Origin of the sequence: Catenovulum sp. SX2, from assembly GCF_052056295.1 — a bacterium.
In the GTDB taxonomy this organism is placed as follows: Bacteria; Pseudomonadota; Gammaproteobacteria; order Enterobacterales; family Alteromonadaceae; genus Catenovulum.
Genome location: NZ_CP182493.1, coordinates 3,337,685 through 3,355,369 on the forward strand (window position 1 = coordinate 3,337,685; position 17,685 = coordinate 3,355,369).

Below are 17,685 nucleotides of genomic sequence, written 5' to 3' on the forward strand. Positions count from 1 at the left end.
ATGACATCAGCACAACCAATCAAAATTTTAATCATGCGATTACTCAATGTTGCAGATGTAGCCGCCATTGCCGTCCCCGCGATTCGTTATTATCAGGCGCAATACCCAAATGCAGAAATTACTTTTTTAAGTTTTGCTCAAGGTAAAGATATCGTTGAGTTGGCTGAGCCAAATGTAAAACATATTAATTTAGGTCGCCAAGACTGGCCTGATGCATTTATCCCAGCTATGGAATCATTTTTGGGCTTAGCCGAAACTATAGTGGGTGAGGCGTACGATCAAATTATCAATTTAGACACTAGCTTTATGCCATGTTTTTTAGCGCGTTTTTTAAAAGATGCGGGCGAGCGTGTAATGGGCAACTATATGAGTTTGTCTGTGCAAGAGTTAATTGACCAATTTCAGTCGCAGCAATTAAAACCTGAATATGTAAATGACCCAATGGCATTTATGTTAAGCACATTCCCAAAAATGGATAGTTTATATGGTGCTTGGTGGCAAACGGGTGATTTACCACAAGACGGTTTTCCACAACACTTTTTGCAAAACTGCTGCGGTTTTACCACACTTAAATTTGATATGAAAATCGCAGTTGAGCCAGACGCAGAGTTGTTAGCACAAGCTACTGGTAAATATAAAGTAGCACTAGCAACTAATGCTGTGCCAAATTACCCGCACTTAAACGAACTAAAACAACAGCTGCAAGACAAAGGCATATTTGTTTGGTCGGAACCTTTTACCGATATGCCAATGAAACAAAAACTGGCTAAGTTAGCTGCATGTGATTTAGTCATTACACCACCGAGTGAATTTTTATGGTTAGGTAAAGCGGCTGGAACACAAACTTTATTAATATCTGGTGCGACCGAGCCACAAATATTGATGCCAGATTTTGCGACAGATCCTACTGGTGAATGTCCAGCATGTTTGCAGCAACTTGCGGCCAATGATGCACCTGCAAACCAGTTGTTGTGTAACTGTGTAAAACCAGCAACAGTGATTGAATGTGTTGATGAAATAGTTGCAGCTAAAGTATAAAACGGACGCAAGTTAAAAAATGGCAGAATCAATTTCTATTGCAGGCCGATTAATTGGCAAAGGACATAAACCTTTTGTGATTGCTGAGTTATCTGGTAACCACAATCAAGATTTAGCTTTGGCAAAACAGATGATAGCGGCTGCTGCCGAGGCTGGAGTTGATGCGATTAAATTGCAAACCTACACCGCTGATTCCATGACGCTAGCTATAGACTCAGATAACTTTCGCATTCAAGAAAAAGACTCTTTGTGGTACGGTGCACATTTACACGAGCTTTATCAGCAAGCTTTCACACCTTATGAATGGCATGCCGAGTTATTTGAGTATGCCAATAGCTTAGGGTTAATCGCATTTAGCTCTCCGTTTGATGAAGACGCTGTCGACTTTTTAGCAAGCTTAAATGTGCCTTGTTATAAAATAGCTTCGTTTGAACTAACAGATTTACCCCTGATCAAAAAAGCGGCTTTAACTGGTAAACCCATCATAATGTCGACAGGCATGGCGAGCATAGATGAAATTGAACAAGCTTTAGCGACGGTTTATGCCACAGGCAACAAACAAGTTATTTTATTAAAATGTACTAGCACCTATCCAGCCAGCCCAGAAAATACGCATTTATCTACCATAGTCGATATGCAGAAAAGATTTGGCTGTGACATTGGTTTGTCTGATCATACTCGCGGTGTAGGTGTGGCAGTGGCTTCGGTTGCTTTAGGTGCTTGTGTGATTGAAAAACACTTTGTGCTGGATAGAAATGCCGGTGGCGTTGATGCTGCATTTTCATTAGAGCCACAAGAATTTGCCGATTTAGTTGAAAACAGCCGGCAAGCATTTGCAGCTATGGGGCAGGTTACATATGGCGGCAGTGCGGCTGAAGAAAAATCTAAATACTATCGCCGTTCTATTTTTGTTACTCAAGATGTAAAAGCGGGTGACGTTATCGACAAACACAATGTCAAAATAGTTCGCCCAGCAATAGGGTTAGCGCCCAAGTATTTACCTGCAGTTTTAGGGCAAACCTTTAGCCAAGATTTAACAGCAGGCTCAGCTTTACTGGCCGAACACATTGTTGATTTTCAAGCTGAAAAAGCGTGATTGTTTTTGTAGTAGATATTAACCCTAAAATTGGTGCTGGCCACTTTATGCGTTGTTTGGCTTTAGCGCAGGCCGCAAAAAATCAGCAAATAGATTGTGTATTTATTTGTGCCGAAAGCAATATTCAGTACGCTGAAAAAATACTGCAAGCAGACTTTTTATTAGCAGGTTATCCTTCACAAAAAACAGAGCTGCAGCCGCAACAAGGTTTGGATGAATTGCTTGCAAAGTATTTAGATGAATCTAGCCACAAAGTCGTTTTTTTAGATGGTTATCATTACGCGGCTGATTTTAAACAGCAGCTACAACAAAGCTGCCAACAGTTAGCAGCCACTTTAGTACAAATAGATGACAATGCTGATTGCCCGCCATATTTAGCTGACTATATAGTTAATCCATCGGTTAATTTGCAAACTGTGCCAGATTATTCAAACTGGTTGGCTATGGATAAAGTAATCGCTGGTGATGAATTTAGATTGTTAAGGCAAGAATTTTCTGAGCAGGCTTTGGTTGCAGTAGATGGACGTCAAGGTATAGTGATCACTTTGGGTGGCACAGACCCACTCGAATTAACTTGGCCTGTTATACAAGCCTGTGAAAAATCACTTGAACAGTCTCAACAAATCTCTGTGGTTATAGGGCAAAATTATCCGCATGCTGAACAATTAAAAGCACAAATTAACCAGTTACCTGCGCACATCAATTACGTGTATGCACCAGAGAATATGGCTGCTTTACTTGCCTCTGCTAAATTTGTTATATCTGCCGCAGGCTCAGCGCAATTTGAATTATTTGCAATGCAGACTCCGGCAATTTTGTTGGTCGTTGCAGATAATCAAGTTCGCAATACAGAAGTTGCTAAGAAGCAAGGCTGGGTTGAGTTGTTAGATTGTCGGGATGGATTGCCGGGCGATGAGTTGGTTTGTTTAATTAGCAATATGTGCAATGGTGATTGGTTGGTAAAATATCAGCGTATATTGGAGCTTCAGCAGGAGTTGTCTAAACCAATTGCTAGAGGGGCTGAGAATGTGTTGGTTTGGTTGTTGTCAAAAGTTGATAAAAGCTTAGTCGAATGCTGATTTTCTAAAACTTCTTTATCAGGGGCGAATCTGAACCGAAGCGAAGCTTCGCAGTCTGATGAGGTGGAGTCATGGATGACGACAGGGACCAGCCTTCAGGGATGAATAGTCGACTCCCTATCAGAGTTTTTAGAAAATTATGCTTCGACTCAGCTTGTTTGCACTTACTCACGGTGCAACAAGAAGATGAATAGGGTATTTGGTTCAAAACCGCTGCAAGGCCATCCATGGCCCGCTCTCAAACGGTATCCCTACCGATTGGAAGTTTTGAACCCAACACGCCTATACACCTTCTTTTAATTGGCTACAGAGTTGTGTTGCAGAATTTAATTGTGCAAATCTAAGGTAAGTGTGTTTTGTTGCGCTCACCAATTGTGCAAACAAGAAGTTGAATAGGGTATTAGGCTCAAAACCGCTGCAAGGCCATCCATGGCCCGCTCTCAAACGGTATCCCTACCGATTGGAAGTTTTGAACCTAACACACCTATCCACCTTCTTTGAATTGGCTACAGAGTTGTGTTGAAGTATTTAATTGTGCAAACCGATGGCATATAAGGTTTCGCAACTACTTTTCTAACAGCGCTAAAGAAGTTAGATAAAAGCGTACTTGAGAGCTGAGCGATCCCCAGAAATTTAAAGCAGCTCATAACCAACACCGTCACTACAAATTTGAAGTTGCCGGATAGCAAGCAGGCAACTTCTAATTTTAAAAACAAATCGCTGATCGGCTGCTACTCTTCGGCCAATAAAAGCCAGAGATAAGACAGTGTCACTTTTTATAGAATTAGCTTGGTATTGCCGGTGCTTATTTTCGAGTTTTGCCATCATTCCAAAAATCATCAATACCCAGTGCGCCAGCGTGGTTAGAAAGATTAGAATGGATAACCTTTTTAGGTGAGTCGTTTTATTGTATTCAAAACCCAATCCAAAACGTCGACTTTTCATATCCCTAAATCCCTCTTCAATTTGCATCCGCATTCTGTATATTTTTACCACCCGCTTGGCTAATTGATTACCTTGAGGTAACGAAGTTGCTAGTACCCAAGGCTCTCTCGCTGAGCGGCGATTATTCATTGCGGTTGTGGTTCTTAGCAGTTGACCTCGACGATTGTACGAGTGTCGGCCTTTATTATCTTGTTTATAAACGACAAGCTGGCAGTGTAGTGGGTCATACCTAGGCATTTGCACTGAAAATGATTTAGGACAAGATGTTGCTTTTGCATGCAATGTGCTGACACATTGCCAGTTATCAACACCTGTTGCATACAAATTAGGAATACGAGCTCGCCCAACGAAATCCCATCCCATTGTGAGTACACTACGAAACCATGGCGCTTTAAACCCAGCATCAGTAACGATTATTGGTTTGCAATCTAGGGGCAGTAGTTCAGCCAATTTAAATAAAAACTTGGTGTGGGTGTTACGCTTTTCTTTAGTTTTCGCGTCATGAACTTCTTCATAAACACATAACCCTCTGCCATGCGAAGCAAGTGTGGCACGTATTAAAAAATGTCGGCGATATTCGTCTAAATCAGACCAATCAACTAAGATAATTGGTCTCTTGCAATTACCGACGGTAAAATTGGCTAAAGCTTGATACACAGAAAACGTCTCAGTGTGTAAGGTTTTGTTTGATAGTAATCGGTCTGCACGCTTTATCTTGTGTTTTTCTTTAGAGTTAGATGCTAAACCTCGACCAAGTGAAGTTACCGTTGCCGCAGAGCCTGAAATTAAACTTTGCACCGCTACAACTAAGGCATTTCTTCTATGTCCGTGCATATTTGGCGTGACAAGAGTCAATGTTTTATTCAAAATAGATTTTGCTTTCATGGTGCTCAATGATTTGTGATTTTTCGCAATTGATCAGATCACCAAGCACTATGAAAGTTCCCCAAATAACTCTCATTCCTTTGTTTTATATAAATAATTTCTGGGGATAGCTCAGACTTGAGAGCTAATTTTCTAAAACCTCTTTATCAGGGGCGAATCTGAACCGAAGCGAAGCTTCGCAGTCTGATGAGGTGGAGTCATGGATGACGACAGGGACCAGCCTTCAGGGATGAATAGTCGACTCCCTATTAGCGTTTTTAGAAAATTATGCTTCAAGTGTGCTTGTGAACACCGTTTTGGCAGCACTTACTTTGTGTTGCACAAGCTCGAAGGTAAATAGATATTAAATTCAAAACTATGAGAACAAAATTAATTGGCTATGCAATAGAGTTGCTTCCAGTCACCAGAGAAAATTTTCAATTGTTGCGTGAATGGCGTAATCAAAATGATATTCGTGCGCAAATGGGTGATACCGCACTGATCTCAGCAGAGCTGCATCAGGCTTGGTTTGATAAAATAGAACACAGCCAGCAGCAATTGCATTACATCATTCAATATAAACAACAGCTTATTGGCTCAATAAACGTGCGTAATTCAGACGGATTAAATCTAACTGACTGTAAATTAGCCGAAGTTGGTTTATATATATCCGCACCAGAATACCGCAATAACATGTTAGCCTTTGCGCCGTCGTTATTACTCAATGATTATCTGTTTGAACAATTGCAAATTATTGAATTGAAAAGTAAAGTGCGTAGCAGCAATGCGGCAGCGTTAAAATATAATCAAGCTTTGGGATACCAACTCTCACCAATAGCAGATGATAATGAATTTATAGAAATTAGTTTGACTGCCGATAACTATAAAAAAGCGACTCAAATGGTTAAGCGTTTATTAAGTCGCAACCGTTCAAATTAGGTTTTGTTATGACAGAAATTAACACAAATAAACTAGCCGAAGCTTTTGTTAGTGCATTAGCAATAGATGCCGCAGAAGTTAATGACGAGCTGGCATACAGCCAACACCCAAAGTGGGATTCAACCGCGCATATGGTGCTGGTGGCTGAGATAGAAGCGGCTTTTGATATTATGCTGGATACCGACGATATTATTGATATGAGTTCTTTTGCCAAAGCAAAAGAAATTGTCGCTAAGTATTGAGATTGGTGGGTGATGATTGGTAGTCGACCAGAATGTTCGCCAAATGAATATAGCACAATGGTTAAAAGTGGTGGTGGGGTATTAATTGGGAGCAAAACCTCCTTTTTAAGGGATGAAAAAGCAGAGCGTACAAGGATGTATTTACAGCGTTTTTGTGACAATTAATATCCTATCACCACTATAGCCTCAACTGACAAGCGAGTCATTTTTACCACACCAAACCAACGAGCCAGCATGCAAACTATAAATAGCGATAAAACAATTTTCATCACAGGCGCAACGGGCGGTATAGGTTTCGCTAGTGCCAAGCTATTAGCGTGCGCTGGTTATAATCTTATTTTGCATGGCCGCAATGCAGAGAAGTTGGCAGAGGTAAAAGCACAGCTGCTAACAAACAACTCAGCTATCCGCATCGAATGTTTAACGGCAGATCTAGCCGAACCTGATGTTATCGCCAGTTTATTCAAACAAGTGCAGCAATTTAAACTGCCACTTTATGGTTTAGTACATTGCGCTGGTAGTTTGTACGAAGCCCCCTTGATGATGTTAAAACCAGCGGAAGTTCAAAAGCAATTACAACTGCATGTAACCAGTGCAATTGAGCTTGCTCAATATGCCAGCCGATTTATGCTAAGGCAAAAACAAGGTTCTATTGTGTTTGTTTCATCTGTGGTCGCAAACCAAGGTGCTGCAGGGCAGAGCGTTTATGCCGCGGCGAAATCAGCGTTATCTGGTTTAACTAAAAGTTTGGCGAAAGAGCTAGGTGCTCAAGGTATTCGGGTCAATTCAGTAGCACCAGGTTTTATACAAACCGAGTTGGTTGCGCACTATAACGAGCAACAGCAACAATCATTGCAACAACAAACTATGCTCAAACGATTAGGTCAAGCTGATGATGTAGCTGAGTTAATTGAATTTTTATTATCAGACAAAGCAAGCTACATTACCGCACAAGAGATTGCGGTGGATGGTGGTTTAACTCTGCCATAGCTATATAAAAATAAAATACTGAAAAACAATATGCATTTTTACAGCTCTCAATATATTCAACAAATTGCACAAAACACGACTAGCCACATTATCGATGGCGAAACAGGTGTGCAGTTGAATTATGCTGAGTTTGATAAAACCGTTAGCCAAGTTGAAAAAGTATTTCAGTTGTTATTCGAGCTGCAGGGTAAATGTTTAGTCGGAATAGAAAGCGACAACAGCCTAAATTGCTTGGTAATGTATTTTGCGCTTTTACGCAGCCAGCACTGTTTGTTATTGCTAGAAAGTGGCCAAGATAAGCTTAAACAGCAACAAATTATCCAAAATTATCAAATAAACCTATTGTTGGATAAAAGCTTGATAAATCTGTTGGTGACAGAGTTAGCCGAATCTACACAAAACCTATATCAACAGTTACCACTAAAATTTTTACCAGCACAAAGCATTCATCCAGATATCAAATTATTGCTGACAACCAGTGGCTCTACTGGCAGTTGCAAATACGTCAAATTAACCGCAGATAACCTGCAAGCGAATTGCCAATCTATCTGCCAATATTTACAACTATCAGCTAACGAAGCTGTAGTGACGACCTTGCCTATGTTTTATAGTTTTGGTTTGTCGGTAATTCATACACATATTGCAAATGGTAGTCAGTTGGTGCTGAGCAACGCTACGCCTATGGATAAAAGCTTATGGGCGCTGTTCAAACAATATCAGCCAACTTGTTTATATGGTGTGCCGTTTTTCTACCAAATGTTATCGCGTTTGGGTTTAATACGTTTGCCGCTGCAGTCGGTAAGATTATTCGCGCAAGCGGGTGGTCGGTTAGATAACTCGTTAATTTTGCAATTGCATGAATATATCCAGCAACAAAATGATGGCTCCTGCCAAAAACAGCTTTTTATTATGTATGGGCAAACTGAAGCGACCGCGCGTATGGCTTATCTGCATCCTGCTAAACTACCAGAAAAAGTCGGCTACATCGGCCAAGCTATTCCAGGTGGTGAGTTTAAACTGGTTAATGATCTCGCTGATCACGCCGATAACCAAGATAGCAACACCCAAACAACCCAAACCGGTGAGTTGTACTATCGTGGAGGCAATGTGAGTTTAGGTTTAGCACAAAACAGACAAATGCTCGAACAGGTAGAGAAAACCGAGTGGTTAGCTACAGGTGATTTAGCCGAGTGTGATGCTGAAGGCGACTACAAAATAATTGGTCGACTCAAACGTTTTATCAAAATAGTCGGTAAACGGATAAATTTAGATGAAGTAGAAGCTTGGTTAAGCCAATCAGATTTAGCTAGAAACTTAACAGATGAAACGCAAATACTAGCATCAGGTGAAGATGATAAGTTAGTGTTAGTTGTAGCGGGCAAGGTAGCAGCAAAGCACTTAGAGCAAATTCAGCAACAATTAATACAAGATGCAAGTGAACTATTGTCAGTGCATGCAAGCTATCTGCGGGTAGCTCACATAGAGAGTCTACCACTTACTGCCAATAACAAGGTTGATTACACTAAATTAAAACAGCAGGTGTTATATGCAAATTGATGACTATAACAATGCTGCAGTATTCAGCCAATTTCCAGTATACGGCTTAAATAGTGTGCAAAAGCAGGCGTTTTTACAACAGAGATTAAATTGGCTCACTCATCATCATGCAGCTCATTGCCCTGAGTATGCTCGGCTACTAACTTGTATTGGCGAAGCCAATTCACCTATGTGTAATATCGAACATATAGAGCAAGTGCCGCCAGTCGCCGCAAGGTTATTTAAAGACTACGGCCTAAAAAGCATTAAAGATGATGAAGTATTTCGTTTAATGCGCTCATCTGGCACCAGTGGTCGTCAATCACAAATTTATTTAGATGCTGACTCAGCTAAATTACAAAGCCAAATTTTGGTGAAAACGCTGCAACATTGGTTAGGCAAACAGCGCAGACCCATGCTGATTATTGACGCGAAAGAAACCATGCAAAATAAAAACGGCATGAGCGCACGCGCGGCAGGTTTACAAGGTATGTCGTTTTTTGGGCGTAACCATTGTTATGCGCTAGATGAAAACATGCAATTGCGTACTGATGAGGTTAAAAGTTTTATTGAGCAGTTCCACAACCAACAAATCTTTATATTTGGTTTTACCTTTATTGTTTGGCAGCAATTTATTCAAGCTTTACAAAGCTTAGGATTAAAGTTTAACTTACAGCAGGCGATATTAATTCACGGCGGAGGATGGAAAAAAATGCAGCAGCAAGCCGTGGACGATAAAACCTTTAAACAACAAATAAGTGCACAACTGGGTGATGTCAGTGTGCATGACTACTATGGCATGGTTGAACAAACTGGCACTATTTATATGCAATGCGAACATGGCCATTTACACTGCCCTGTGTGGTCAGATGTAGTAGTGCGTGATATCAACAGCTTGGCACAATTGCCAAATGGTCAACAAGGACTGCTGCAAGTGAATTCTGCACTACCAACCAGTTACCCAGGCCACAGTATATTAACCGAAGATTTAGCTGTTATTCATGGCGAAGATGACTGCCCATGTGGTCGTTTAGGCAAATATTTTACATTGCATGGTCGAGTGCCAAATTCGCAAGTGAGGGGGTGTAGTGACACATTCTCTTAAATTTATCGAAGCGGTTAAATGGCCACTGAAAACTGAGAACTTCGCCAACCCTCAAAACAACCTAGCTTGGCAGATCGAGCTAGTTGAGGCAGTTGCAGGCTTTTCGACTTTTATTTTAAAGCAAGCTGAACTAAAACAGTTTCCAGAAATTATTGCGTTAGCGTATTGGTTTCGGCCTGCGCATTTAAAACAATTGCAAACAGAGCAAATTGTATCGGACAAGGTACGAAACATCGTTGGTAAAACTGCCGGTAAGGTTTTTCATATCGCACCTGCGAATGTAGATACAGTTTTTTTGTACTCAGCTTTACTGTCGGTTTTATGTGGTAACCAAAACATAGTGCGCATCAGTGAGCGAAGTGGTGATATTACCCGCATGCTGGTGGAGCTATTAAAAATATATTGCCAAAGCCCAACAGGTAAACTGCTCGCTAACTACTTAGCGGTGGCTGAATATTCGGCGCAGCTTGAAAATGTAACCGCACAACTAAGCCGCTGGTGCGATTTAAGAGTAATTTGGGGCGGCGACCAAAGCATAGCTGCAATTAGCCAAATAGAGCCGAATACCAAACAAATTGAATTTCCTGACAGATATTCAATAGCGCTACTGAGCTTAAACAAAGATATAAAACAAACGGCGCAACAGTTTTTAACCGATGTATTGCCATTTAATCAACAAGCTTGCTCGTCACCAAAAGCTATTTATTGGCTAAATGTGCCAGAAGAAAAACAACAAAACTTTTGGTCAAATATAGAAAACTTGCTGCCGAATAGCCGTAACCAACTGACCATGAGCAACAAAGTTGAACAGCACATACTGCTGCAAAAACTTGCGGTAGAACATGGAATTGAATTAGCCAACCATACTGGCAAGTCATTTGCTAAGATAAAAAGCATAGGGCCGTTAGGCCAATGTAAAGTCAAAAAATTGACAAGTGAAATGTTAGTTGCCCATTCAGGTAATGGTTTAGTGTTGCAAACTGATATTGACGATGTATCTGAAATTGCCAGTAATGAAAAGTTGCAGTCGGTGATTATTGATGACCCAACCTTGGGTGAGACTGTACAAGTAGGCAAACGCAGTGTGCAAGTAGGCCAAGCATTGGCGTTTGATACAGTTTGGGATGGGCAGAACTTGCTTGAGTGTTTTATCAATACTACAAGTATTAATAGCCCCAATAGCTAGGAATTAGAGTTTAGACAATGTTAAAAGATATTCGCTTACATATAGAACAAGACGAAGAAAAACAAAGCGAAATAGAAGCTAACTTAGCTGCTGACATCAAACGTATTCATGCACGTAATATCCAAGCATTTAGTTATCATATTCCGAGTTTATTAGAGCTAGTGCAACATGTGCAAACATCTAACGCAGCTTTAATCTGTAACAAATTTGGTGAAAAAAATATAGTTGATTATGGTAATGGACGCACCTTGTATGGACTTAATCCGCTACAAGAAATTGACAAGCAGTATCAAGAATTTTGTCGTTTTCCACAGAAAGTTGAGCTTGCAGCGGACAGCATAGTTGAACAAGGTGAGGATTCAGATCAAGACGAAAACAGTGACGCTAACAATCTAGGCCTCTCAACATCAGCCAACTACCAAGAATATTTATCTCGAACCGCTTTACCACAAGACATCGAGGTTTTAGTTGTACTTGGCATTGGTTTAGGTAGACATATCCAGTCGCTCATCGCAAATCACAATATTCGTCATTTAGTGGTTTACGAACCTGAAGTGCAATATTTTCAGTGCTCAGTGATGGCGACTGATTGGGAAAATATGCTCGACCAAGCGAAAGCTAAAAAAACTTCAATTTATTTACAAGTAAACAAAGACGGCCGTGACATAACCGCAGATTTGTCAGAGCTGAATCAACACTTTGCGTTTGAACAGTTTTATTTGTATCAGCATTACCATCACCCAATATTTGATTCAGTAGCGGCCAGTTTACGTGATCATACTTGGCAATATTGTGTAACCAACGGCATACGAGTTAAACAGCAAAGCGCAGCTAACTATATCCCTATTTGGACACAATCCATTGCTTTGGACACAGTCGAAGATGTAGAAAAGAGCGATTCAAGCTTCTTTAAAAATAATATAGCTGCATTTAAAAAATATTACCCAGCGATAGCGAAAGAGTTCGAGCGGTATCAAAGTAAAACTTGGAATACAGTTTTGCATGCTGATAAACAAATAAACCTAATTGAAAATAACACACTAGCTTGTTGGCATGGGGATGATCCTAAAACTGAAGGCGAACAGAATTTTGCTAATTTTAGCCGTTATCCAAATAAAGACGGTTTAGTTTTAGGCTACAAAGGCACTAAACTTAAACATTATTTACACTACCAATTTGTTGCTGAAACCGAAAAAATTCTTGAAGAATTAGAAGAAGAAGCAGGCCAACTTCCAGAAGAGATAAAATCTCTAATAGTATTTGGTATAGGCACTGGCTACCAATTAGATAGTTTGTTTGCCAATCACAGGGTCGAAAACCTATTTATTTGTGAGCCGAATCGCGACTTCTTTTATGCCTCGTTACATGCGATTGATTGGGCAAAATATTTAAAACAAATTGACGACTCAGGTGCACGCCTATACTTAAATATTGGTGATGATGGTACGCATTTGTTCCGCGATTTATTAAACCAGTTTTATTCAATTGGCCCGTATATTCTGGCCAATACCTATTTTTACCAAAGCTATTACAATTCAAACTTAGTATCTGCTGTAGCCCAACTGCGTGAACAGCTACAGGTTGTAATCTCTATGGGAGAATACTACGACCACGCAAGGTATGGTATAGCTCATACCACTGAAACAATATCGCGTGGCTACCCATTTTTAATTAAAGATGCAGCAAAAAAGCTCAGCTACCAAGATAAAGAAGTACCGATATTTTTAGTTGGTAACGGACCATCGTTAGATAAAAGCATAGAAACTATTAAAGAGTGGAAAGAGCAAGCTATTGTAATTTCTTGCGGTACAGCACTAATGCCACTATACAAAAATGGCATAGTGCCTGATTTTCATGCGGAGATAGAGCAAAACCGTTCAACCTTCGACTGGATATGTCGTATTGGCGATTTTGACTACCTTAAGAAAATTAGTTTAATTAGCTGTAACGGTATTCATCCAGACACCTGTGATTTGTTTAAGGATGTATATTTAGCGTTTAAAGAGGGTGAGTCATCTACGATTTCAGCCTTAACTATACTAGGCAGAGAAAACTACGAAGAGCTTAAATTTGCTTTTCCAACTGTGTCGAACTTTGCATTAAACTTATTTACAAATGTAGGGTTTAATCAGATATATTTGTTTGGAGTTGATTTAGGTTTTGTCGATCCAGTTAACCATCACTCCCAGCAATCAGGATATTACTTAGAAGAAGGTAAAGAGCTTTATAACTACCAAGATAAAAATAATACTTCATTAGTCATTCCTGGAAATTTTCGCCAACCGTTTTCACCAAGCACGAATATAAAGTTTCTAAAACAATAATCGAACAAACCTTATCCTCAAGAAAAATTGAGTGTTTCAATGCATCAGATGGCGCTAGTATTCGCGGTGCGAGTCCTTTAATTTTGGACAGCGTATTGTTGGTTTCTTCACGCGACAATAAAGCAACATGCGTGGCAAATTTCAAACGCGATGTATTTTATACAGGAGATAATTCTTCTTCATATCTCGAGCAACTTTTGCAAAAATTTAAACAAGAAAATTTGGTATTTGAATTAAAAGCATTAAAAGATTTGGTTGACAGTACTTCTGGTTCAGAAAAAGATATTGAGTACTTAGTTCAAAGACAAAAGGAAATGTTGTTTGCATCCTACTCTCACAGCAAATCATTGTTGTTTTTCTTGCTCTACGGAACGGTAAATTATGCTAATGCTTTTTTTAGCAAATTGCTTTTATGCTCTAAAAAAGATGGGGCACTTTCAGATTCTATTGAGAAAGTTAAATTTGCTTGGAGTAATGCTCTTGATTGCGTCATAAGTGATGTAAGCGAGATTATTAAACTAGACCATTCCATTTCTTTGTCAGCAGCTAGAGAGTTGATTTTTTGTCGGCATAACACTAAGTTTACTCATTTTAATTTTCTGAATTCAGAACCATATGCCAACAAATTTTTTGAAGGAATTAACAAGGCTACACAAGTTTTAGATGGGACAGTTCAAGATGAGCCATCTAATAGGTTGCTTTACGTCGATGCAAACGTTTGGGATTCTGATGAGTGCTTTGAAAAGCTAGACTGTAATGGTTCTACGATTTTGGTAAATGGGTGGGGTGAGAATTTATCCGAAGTATTGTCTTTGTTCTCTAAGCAATTTTCTGAGGGAGATCTAAAAGTAGTCATTCAACCTAAATTTATTGAAAATAAATCAGAGTTGTCGCTTTTTAGGGATGGCTCGAATGTTTTTAATTTGGATTACACTTCTGCATTAAAAGCCTATAAAGCGTTATTAGGTTCACCTGATGCTGCGTTTTTTATACCTAAATTCCAAATTCTTGATTCATTCACTTCTCAAATAGGTGCTCTGATTAAACAATTGAACGGTATGCTAGATTCGAAACTCGTTTGGGTTGAGTATTCTAGCTATATTGCCGGTTTTAAACGAGAAAGTTTTTTAGCAAGTATTCATTTAAAAGACGGCTTAGGTAATAGAGGTCGAGTTATTCAACTCCCACTATCGTTGGATGATGTTTGTGCGAGAAAATTCTCGTTAGACGAAGTTGAGCGTATGTATAAAAAGTTCTCAAATGTTTTTGAGAACTTTTAGGTCATTAGTATGTGGAGTGCTAACTTTTCCAATTTCGTCACTATCTGGATGCAAACGTTTTTAGTTTGTCTTCCTTTGGTTCAAATTAGTAAAAATATACGTTCTAAGAGAGGTGCATTGTTCTTTGATCTTTGCATTGGAGACGTCATATTTGTTGCACTGTTCTCGTTAGTTGGGAGTATATTTTCAAGCATATTTGCAATTCAATTTCTTTCTCTTGCACTTGTTCAAGTCTGGTGTATTTTTCTCTTTATTGATGCACTATTGTTTGTTCAATATCGTATCGAGCTTACACCACAGAGTATCCAGTGGTTTTTTTCAGGTAGTAAAGGGATTCAAAAGGGCAGCTCATTTGCGCTAAATCTAGTCAAACAAAACCTTTGGATGACTGTTCTGCTTTGGGGCCCTTTATTACTTTTGATTGTAGCGCCTAATAGCCACCTTCTATCAGCAGCTATTTTAACAAGTATAGTTTTGATTGGGGGGGTTACATTAAAGTACAAACTGTCATTAAAAACGCCATATTCAGCTGTATTACTAGCAATACTGTGCATGTTTTTTCAGCCTTTTATTCCATTTGGCTCCGATCAAACTACCGAGATAGTTGTAAGTTTATTGCCTATACTGCCACTCGTTATTCATTTTTATTTGTTACGCGGTACAGCTTTTTATTCAGCCCCAAGTACATTGGCTAGTATGTTTTTTGGTTCATTAAAGGATTCCGATTTAGCTGATGTTGACACCTCTCAAATTGCCAGAGAATTTGAAGGTAAAGGAAAAAGCAACAAAAGCAAAAACAAAAGTGATTTATTTGGCCTATGCAAAAACGCCAATGTCATTCTGATTACCGTTGAATCTCTGGGAGCCTATGTTAAACCATACAAAAATGCTTCTGTAGATATGAAAACATTACAGAATCATTTTCGTGACGCTATGTTTTCTGAGCATCATTATTGCTTATGTCCGAACACAACGGTAGCAACGAATCAAATTTATACTGGTCACTACTCTAACAACCCATACAACAAAAATGACTCTGTATTCTACGGAAAAGAGCCGCTTTATTTACAAGAGCTTAATTCAAATAACTATTTCAGCATGTTTTTAGATCTGGCTGATATTAAGTTGTACGATTATTGGAAACTGTTAAAGCGAATAGGGTTTGACAAAATTTGGGGAACAAATGATTTGCCAAGCAAGGGGTTAAAGGCAGATTATCGTTTGTTAAATATGGTTGATGAAGTTGCTGGGATAGTTAACTCAAAGGAAAGACCTTTTTTTCTACATATTATTAATGACCAAACACATATGCCATATGAAGTTGTTAACTCTGAAAAGTTTAACCGTCACAAAGACGGGAGTGAAAAGTCGAAATACCTCAACGCAGTCGAAGAGTTTGATTTTATTTTGGATGAATTTCTGACAAAACTTAAAACCAAAGTGGATTTGAGCAACACTATATTTGTGTTGACGGGCGATCATGGTGAGTCTTTTGGGGAGTTTGGATATTATTTTCATAGTAACTCTTCAATTATTCCCCAACTTCAAGTTCCATTCTTTTTACAGCACCCCAAATTAGCAAATCGTCCTAAAAATAAATTTGAGTCGTCATGTCACTTTGATATTTTTCCAACTCTTATGGATCTTTTGGGGATTGAGAACAAAGTTGAAGGTTTGGGGGAAAGCTTATTTTGCTCAACCGAAATAAGGCCCTACTTTTTTCATTCAGCAACATTAAAAGGAAACGCCCCTGCTAACTATAGTGTGCTGTATAACAATCAGCACTACTGGAACGATAGGTTGTTTGGCAAACTTTATCAATTTGATAATGGGGAATTAGTAAAAAAAACCAATGAGGTTTATCAGAAAAGCATTTTAGTTCATTTTTTGAAAAAATATGGTTTGGTGGGCAATTAAAATGGCTGAGTTTAATTTCGTATTCTGTATTGACGAACGATTTGTCGAGCCTTTGGGAGTTTTACTAACAAGTATAGAAGCAAATAGAGCGCGATCTTTTGTTCCTCATTATCACGTGATTTATCAAGGCCTTTCAGGTGAAAAAAAATTACTACTTAAAAAAAGCCTATCTTCTGATGCCTTAATATCCTTTTATTCGTACACATCAAGTCACATTGGTTGCTTAAATGTCAGTGATGAATTTAAGAATCGCTTATCTGTTGCGACCTATTTTAGGTTTGAATTGGCGAGTATACTTCCAGAGTATATTGATAAAATATTATACCTAGATGCAGATATGCTAGTGCTCACTGACTTGGCGAAAATATTTGCATTAGACTTTACTGATGGAGAGTTAGCTGCTGTTGTTGAAGATGCTTTGGTTTCTAATAGCATGTACGCCAAAAACCTTGTAGATGGTGCCCGCTACTTTAATGCTGGGATGATGATGATTGACATGGCCAGATGGCGAGCGTCCAATATAACTCAGCACTTGTGGGCAGCTTATGAGCAACACCCGAATGTTAAGTTCAATGATCAAGACATACTAAATGTAGTTTTAAAGAACAGAGTTAAGATAATTGCTAACGGATGGAACTTACAAACTCAGTATTTAGTCAACAGTGCCCCAAATGCTATTGGCTCAACGCAAGATGTTGAGCACAAGATAATCCACTATACAGGAGCGGAGAAGCCTTGGCACTTTACTTGTGACCACCCCTATACTAAGCATTACCTAAAATATCGAGCGTTATCTGAATTCAGTTTTCAGCCATTGCAACTCTATCTTGATGAGCATGATAAAAAATTACTAAGTCGGCTTACTAAGCTTCCTTCAAATTGCGGAGTTGTTATATATGCTTGCGGAGTTAAAGGACGAAGAATTTCCAGCTATATATCTCAATATTTACCCTATTTAGAAATCTCGCAAATGGTCGATAAAAAGGTATCAGGGTCAAATTGGCTTGGTAAAACAATTGAAGCAACATTAAAAAATGATCGAGATTGGATTATTGTTTGTTCTGAGAAGTTTGCGAGAGAGATATATAACGAACTTGTTGAACAAGGAATAAAACCAGACTCTATTATTTATCAGGAATAATTC

General features: G+C 39.1%; 14 protein-coding genes. 13 read left to right on the plus strand and 1 reads right to left on the minus strand.

Annotated elements, in window-relative coordinates; translation table 11 throughout:
• The 3 genes from ACMZOO_RS13905 to pseG are packed head-to-tail and all read left to right on the plus strand — an operon-like array spanning position 1 to position 3,213.
• Positions 1-1,038 (plus strand): hypothetical protein, encoded by a 1,038-nt coding sequence (locus ACMZOO_RS13905; protein ID WP_440903920.1) that lies wholly within the window; start codon positions 1-3, stop codon positions 1,036-1,038.
• A 19-nt stretch (positions 1,039-1,057) separates the two neighbouring features.
• Entirely contained in the window at positions 1,058-2,134 is a 1,077-nt protein-coding gene (gene pseI, locus ACMZOO_RS13910) for a pseudaminic acid synthase (protein WP_440903921.1), read from the plus strand.
• Positions 2,131-3,213 carry a UDP-2,4-diacetamido-2,4,6-trideoxy-beta-L-altropyranose hydrolase gene (gene pseG, locus ACMZOO_RS13915; RefSeq protein ID WP_440903922.1) on the plus strand — a complete coding sequence of 361 codons (1,083 nt, stop codon included), beginning with the start codon at positions 2,131-2,133 and terminating at the stop codon, positions 3,211-3,213. Before pseI ends, pseG begins: the two co-directional genes overlap by 4 nt.
• Before the next feature lie 633 nt (positions 3,214-3,846).
• On the opposite strand, the gene ACMZOO_RS13920 is transcribed toward pseG, so the two are convergent.
• Positions 3,847-5,043 carry an IS4 family transposase gene (locus ACMZOO_RS13920; protein WP_440903923.1) on the minus strand — a complete coding sequence of 399 codons (1,197 nt, stop codon included), beginning with the start codon at positions 5,041-5,043 and terminating at the stop codon, positions 3,847-3,849.
• Between the two features lie 357 nt (positions 5,044-5,400).
• Between ACMZOO_RS13920 and ACMZOO_RS13925 the strand changes: the two genes are divergently transcribed.
• The 10 genes from ACMZOO_RS13925 (at position 5,401) to ACMZOO_RS13970 (ending at position 17,682) form a co-directional block, all read left to right on the plus strand.
• Positions 5,401-5,961 carry a GNAT family N-acetyltransferase gene (locus tag ACMZOO_RS13925; protein WP_440903924.1) on the plus strand — a complete coding sequence of 187 codons (561 nt, stop codon included), beginning with the start codon at positions 5,401-5,403 and terminating at the stop codon, positions 5,959-5,961.
• An 8-nt stretch (positions 5,962-5,969) separates the two neighbouring features.
• A complete protein-coding gene (locus ACMZOO_RS13930; RefSeq protein ID WP_440903925.1) occupies positions 5,970-6,203 on the plus strand; it encodes an acyl carrier protein in 234 nt (77 codons plus the stop codon).
• A 234-nt stretch (positions 6,204-6,437) separates the two neighbouring features.
• Positions 6,438-7,193, plus strand: coding sequence for an SDR family NAD(P)-dependent oxidoreductase (locus tag ACMZOO_RS13935; protein ID WP_440903926.1), 756 nt, complete (start codon positions 6,438-6,440; stop codon positions 7,191-7,193).
• A 30-nt stretch (positions 7,194-7,223) separates the two neighbouring features.
• Positions 7,224-8,750 (plus strand): AMP-binding protein, encoded by a 1,527-nt coding sequence (locus ACMZOO_RS13940; RefSeq protein WP_440903927.1) that lies wholly within the window; start codon positions 7,224-7,226, stop codon positions 8,748-8,750.
• Entirely contained in the window at positions 8,740-9,834 is a 1,095-nt protein-coding gene (locus ACMZOO_RS13945; RefSeq protein ID WP_440903928.1) for a LuxE/PaaK family acyltransferase, read from the plus strand. Before ACMZOO_RS13940 ends, ACMZOO_RS13945 begins: the two co-directional genes overlap by 11 nt.
• On the plus strand, positions 9,818-11,020 hold the full coding sequence (locus tag ACMZOO_RS13950) for an acyl-CoA reductase (RefSeq protein ID WP_440903929.1): 1,203 nt from the start codon (positions 9,818-9,820) through the stop codon (positions 11,018-11,020). The genes ACMZOO_RS13945 and ACMZOO_RS13950 overlap by 17 nt, the downstream gene beginning before the upstream one ends.
• Positions 11,021-11,037: 17 nt before the next feature.
• Entirely contained in the window at positions 11,038-13,344 is a 2,307-nt protein-coding gene (locus ACMZOO_RS13955) for a 6-hydroxymethylpterin diphosphokinase MptE-like protein (protein WP_440903930.1), read from the plus strand.
• Positions 13,345-13,475: 131 nt separating this feature from the next.
• Positions 13,476-14,624 carry a hypothetical protein gene (locus tag ACMZOO_RS13960; protein WP_440903931.1) on the plus strand — a complete coding sequence of 383 codons (1,149 nt, stop codon included), beginning with the start codon at positions 13,476-13,478 and terminating at the stop codon, positions 14,622-14,624.
• Positions 14,625-14,633: 9 nt separating this feature from the next.
• Positions 14,634-16,541, plus strand: a complete 1,908-nt coding sequence (locus ACMZOO_RS13965; protein WP_440903932.1) for a sulfatase-like hydrolase/transferase — start codon at positions 14,634-14,636, stop codon at positions 16,539-16,541.
• 1 nt (position 16,542) lies between these two features.
• On the plus strand, positions 16,543-17,682 hold the full coding sequence (locus ACMZOO_RS13970; RefSeq protein WP_440903933.1) for a glycosyltransferase family 8 protein: 1,140 nt from the start codon (positions 16,543-16,545) through the stop codon (positions 17,680-17,682).
• The last annotated feature ends 3 nt before the right edge of the window (positions 17,683-17,685 follow it).